Origin of the sequence: Clostridium sp., from assembly GCF_051654825.1 — a bacterium.
GTDB lineage: Bacteria > Bacillota > Clostridia > Clostridiales > Clostridiaceae > Clostridium.
The window spans coordinates 1-3,523 of sequence record NZ_JBOFYU010000264.1 but is presented as its reverse complement, the minus strand read 5'-3'; the positions used below and the strand labels follow the sequence as shown (position 1 = coordinate 3,523).

Annotated in this window: 8 protein-coding genes; all 8 read left to right on the top strand. The window is 28.6% G+C overall.

Features of this window, described 5'->3' with window-relative positions; genetic code table 11:
* Positions 1 to 72 precede the first annotated feature (72 nt).
* The 8 genes from ACRDBA_RS16180 (at position 73) to ACRDBA_RS16145 (ending at position 3,305) form a co-directional block, all read left to right on the top strand.
* Positions 73 to 297 carry a hypothetical protein gene (locus ACRDBA_RS16180; protein ID WP_438573963.1) on the top strand — a complete coding sequence of 75 codons (225 nt, stop codon included), beginning with the start codon at positions 73 to 75 and terminating at the stop codon, positions 295 to 297.
* A 44-nt stretch (positions 298 to 341) separates the two neighbouring features.
* Positions 342 to 758, top strand: a complete 417-nt coding sequence (locus tag ACRDBA_RS16175) for a hypothetical protein (RefSeq protein ID WP_438573962.1) — start codon at positions 342 to 344, stop codon at positions 756 to 758.
* A 100-nt stretch (positions 759 to 858) separates the two neighbouring features.
* Positions 859 to 1,371: a hypothetical protein gene (locus tag ACRDBA_RS16170; protein ID WP_438573961.1), complete on the top strand. Its 513-nt coding sequence runs from the start codon at positions 859 to 861 to the stop codon at positions 1,369 to 1,371.
* A 90-nt stretch (positions 1,372 to 1,461) separates the two neighbouring features.
* Positions 1,462 to 1,761 (top strand): hypothetical protein, encoded by a 300-nt coding sequence (locus ACRDBA_RS16165; RefSeq protein WP_438573960.1) that lies wholly within the window; start codon positions 1,462 to 1,464, stop codon positions 1,759 to 1,761.
* A 144-nt stretch (positions 1,762 to 1,905) separates the two neighbouring features.
* Positions 1,906 to 2,085: a hypothetical protein gene (locus tag ACRDBA_RS16160; protein ID WP_438573959.1), complete on the top strand. Its 180-nt coding sequence runs from the start codon at positions 1,906 to 1,908 to the stop codon at positions 2,083 to 2,085.
* A 120-nt stretch (positions 2,086 to 2,205) separates the two neighbouring features.
* The gene (locus ACRDBA_RS16155; RefSeq protein ID WP_438573958.1) at positions 2,206 to 2,397 is read left to right on the top strand and encodes a hypothetical protein; all 192 of its coding nucleotides are present in this window, start codon (positions 2,206 to 2,208) and stop codon (positions 2,395 to 2,397) included.
* A 28-nt stretch (positions 2,398 to 2,425) separates the two neighbouring features.
* The gene (locus tag ACRDBA_RS16150; protein ID WP_438573957.1) at positions 2,426 to 2,599 is read left to right on the top strand and encodes a hypothetical protein; all 174 of its coding nucleotides are present in this window, start codon (positions 2,426 to 2,428) and stop codon (positions 2,597 to 2,599) included.
* Complete coding sequence (locus tag ACRDBA_RS16145; RefSeq protein ID WP_438573956.1) at positions 2,592 to 3,305, top strand: DNA-methyltransferase; 714 nt, start codon at positions 2,592 to 2,594, stop codon at positions 3,303 to 3,305. Before ACRDBA_RS16150 ends, ACRDBA_RS16145 begins: the two co-directional genes overlap by 8 nt.
* Positions 3,306 to 3,523 lie beyond the last annotated feature (218 nt).

Below are 3,523 nucleotides of genomic sequence, written 5' to 3'. Positions count from 1 at the left end.
CTTACAAGGCAACATAAGTTTATAAAATAAATATGTAGGGGGTTAAGTCCTCCTACTATAGGTGGTGATTAGATGAACGAAGTAAATGAATACGAAAAGTATTTTATAGATGTGAATGGGATACTTTATCTTACCTATAACATATCTAAAGATTGTGTAATTAACTGTGATGAAATTGAGTGGTGCGGAAGAGATTCTAGATGCGAAACGTGCGTATTTGATAATGAAAATAAAGAATTTGAATCTAAGAAAATATCAGGCTTTAAGCATATAAAATTAGATAATATAAAGTTTTAATAAATATAAATATACGGTTACTAAAGACGAAATGGGGGAGAAATATGACAAAAGATAGAAAATATATAGAAAACTTATTTAGAAATTATAAAAGAAATAAAGCTAGATTGAAGGTGTTAGAGCTAGGATTGCTTGATGATGATGACTACACGCTAGGATCTATTGACTACTCAAGCGACAATGTGCAAACCTCTAACATAGCAACATTAGATAATAGAATAATAGCTAGAGAAAACGAAACCAAAAGGCTTAAAAAGGATTTAGCTATTACAGAAATACTATTAGATAGCTTAGATAGTAGAAAAGATAATCAGTACAAGAACGTAGTTAATAATTACTGGATAGAAGGAATGACTTATACAGAAGTTATGCCATTAGTGAATATATATGCAGCAGATAACTATTTTAAACTGTGCCACAGAGTAGCAGACAGTCTGCTAGAATTATTAAAGGAAGCTTAGAAATAAGTTTCTTTTTTTATTTAAATAAGCGTTGACTACGGAGGACTATTGTAGTATATTTATATTAAGATAAATAAAAAATAAAAGGGAGGAAGCAAATATGAAAAATGTAATGAAAGAAGCACACGAAATGACAAAGAGAATAATAAAAAAAGGTGATAACTATAAAGCTACTTTCAGATTATGTTTAATATTTGTACACTCTCAAATCAAAAAGGTGGTAAATAAGATGGTAGAATTAAAAGGAACTGAAAAACAAGTTAAATATGCTAGTGATATAAGAAACGTAGTTGCAAGTTTATTTGAAGAAGCTAAAAATATTAACATTGCAGAAATAAATGAAAAATGGGATACTTACAAGGATTCTAAAAAAGAAAAGTTTGGAAGCAAAGAGAATTTAATAAATTCAAGAATTGAGAAAATAGAAGCAGTTGAAAGTGTAATAATGGAGAATGAAGATGCTAAATTCATAATAGAAACTTTTAAAAATGTATTAGGAAAGCCAAGAAGTTTGCAAGCTAGAGAAATCAAGGAAATAGCAAATGCTAACAATTACGGAACTATGGTATCAAATTCAATGCAGAAAATAGAAAATGCATATAGAGGTAAATAGTATTTTATTAAAATATTTAAAATTGTTGAACATAGTGGACACTTATTGCATATTATAATATATAAAGAAAATTAAATAGGGGGCAACAATATGAATGAGAAGCAAATAAAGGAAGCTATAAAGGTTAAGGAAGCAGAGTTAAAGGCTTTAAAAGACCAGTTAAAGGCGTTAGAAAGCACAGATAAGGCTCATACTATTACCTATACTGAATTATCTAGAATGGATAGCAAATCAATGGAAATGGAATTGAATAAGTTAGATGTAAAAGCAATAAAGAAAGTTGCTAGAGAAGGTGGAGTAACATTAATAAGAAGTTCAAAGGGTAAATGTATAGAAGATTTTATAGAGATAGTAGAAGCAAGAAACAATAAAGGAAGTGTGTTTAGATAGGCTACCATATGGGTAGTCTTTTTTATTTTTTAAAAGTTGAATAAAACTGTTGACTATAGTAAACAATATATCTATAATTAAAGTATAAATAACAAATAAAAACTTTGGAGGTAGCAAAATGGGAAATAAGTTTGCAGAATTAATATGAAAATAATTAAAAAATACAAAGTAATTGTAAATGAAGATGTAGGTGAATTTCAACGTGAGTTTAATAAATATCTTCAAAAATATCAAGATGCTGGATATGAATTAGATATAAAATATACAATTGCGATATCTAAAAATGGTGGTTTGATTCGTAGTGTGATGATATTATGCTATTAAATCAATGTATAATGAGATAAACATGCAAAAGTTCATAGTGAAATCTTGCTAGGATTATGATTGATAAATTGTATAGAATTATAAACATATTAAGAAAATTAAAGAAGGTTGAAGTAGTTTATGAGAGATGAAAATATAATGGTGCACGAAGGTATATCTAAAAGTGCAAAGGAGTGCAGTGGATGTGGTTGTGGTATTAATGAATTTGAAAAATTTTATATGTTTAGACTATCACATCGAAAATTAAAAATAGAGCAATTTATATTGTGTTGTAAATGCAAAAATGAGTTGAAGATAATGCTTTGTGAGTAAAATAAATAAAGAAATTAGGAGAATTGATATGAAAGAGCTTTTTAATACAGTTGGAGCATATGGCTCTAGAGTTATAATAGGATTTTGCGAATTAACAAAAGAATACATATTAACAATAACTGATGTAGAAGGAGATGAAGTTGGAGAGATATTATCTGTTGGAGATATTTTAAACCTAGAAAGGATTAGAGATAATGAATAGCGATTACATAAATAAAATATACAACAATGATTGTTTGGATGGGATGGCATCAATCAATGACGACTCCATAGACTGTATCATATGTGATTTGCCGTATGGAACAACTTGGGCTAAGTGGGATAAAATAATAGATTTCAATGAGTTATGGAAACAATACAACAGAATAATAAAACAAAATGGGGCAATAGTATTATTCTCAAGCCAACCATTTACTACAAAGTTAATAGAAAGCAACATCAAAAACTACAAATACACATGGTATTGGGTAAAGAACATTAAAGGAAATTATCTAAATGCAAAGAGACAACCATTAAGACAAGTGGAAGAAATAAACGTGTTCAATAAACATAATTACTATCCGCAAGGATTAGAGCAATGTAATAAGATATCTACAAGGGGAAGCGTTGCTAAAACAACAATGAATAATTATTCAAATGAATGGTATCAAGAAAATACTGGATATCCTAGCAATGTACTGTATTATGACCTGGACAAAGATAAATATCATCCAACGCAAAAGCCAGTAGAATTATTGGAATACCTAATTAAAACATATACAAATGAAGGAGATTTGGTGCTGGATAATTGCATTGGGAGTGGCTCTACTGCAGTAGCTTGTGTTAATACTAATAGAAACTACATAGGGTTTGAATTGGATGAAAAGTATTTTAATATTTCAAAAGAAAGATTAAAAAATCTAGCTTAACTCATATAGAGAAAGAGAATTATCAGATGTTCCTATACTACAGATAATAATTAAGGGCTATCTAAGAAATTAGGTAGTCTTTTTTATGCCTATACTAATTAAAATATGATTACTTTTATGTAAACATTGGTGTATACACATATGTAAACGTGGGTTGTTGCAACGGTTTGAAGGTGTTATTATAGTATCATAGAAAAAATCTAAGGAGTCAAATTATG

What these genes read in the sequence shown, in the direction of transcription:
- ACRDBA_RS16155 (WP_438573958.1), top strand. Translation starts at nt 2,206, where the DNA reads ATGAGAGATGAAAATATAATGGTGCACGAAGGTATATCTAAAAGTGCA.
- ACRDBA_RS16175 (WP_438573962.1), top strand. Translation starts at nt 342, where the DNA reads ATGACAAAAGATAGAAAATATATAGAAAACTTATTTAGAAATTATAAA.
- ACRDBA_RS16165 (WP_438573960.1), top strand. Translation starts at nt 1,462, where the DNA reads ATGAATGAGAAGCAAATAAAGGAAGCTATAAAGGTTAAGGAAGCAGAG.
- ACRDBA_RS16150 (WP_438573957.1), top strand. Translation starts at nt 2,426, where the DNA reads ATGAAAGAGCTTTTTAATACAGTTGGAGCATATGGCTCTAGAGTTATA.
- ACRDBA_RS16180 (WP_438573963.1), top strand. Translation starts at nt 73, where the DNA reads ATGAACGAAGTAAATGAATACGAAAAGTATTTTATAGATGTGAATGGG.
- ACRDBA_RS16170 (WP_438573961.1), top strand. Translation starts at nt 859, where the DNA reads ATGAAAAATGTAATGAAAGAAGCACACGAAATGACAAAGAGAATAATA.
- ACRDBA_RS16145 (WP_438573956.1), top strand. Translation starts at nt 2,592, where the DNA reads ATGAATAGCGATTACATAAATAAAATATACAACAATGATTGTTTGGAT.
- ACRDBA_RS16160 (WP_438573959.1), top strand. Translation starts at nt 1,906, where the DNA reads ATGAAAATAATTAAAAAATACAAAGTAATTGTAAATGAAGATGTAGGT.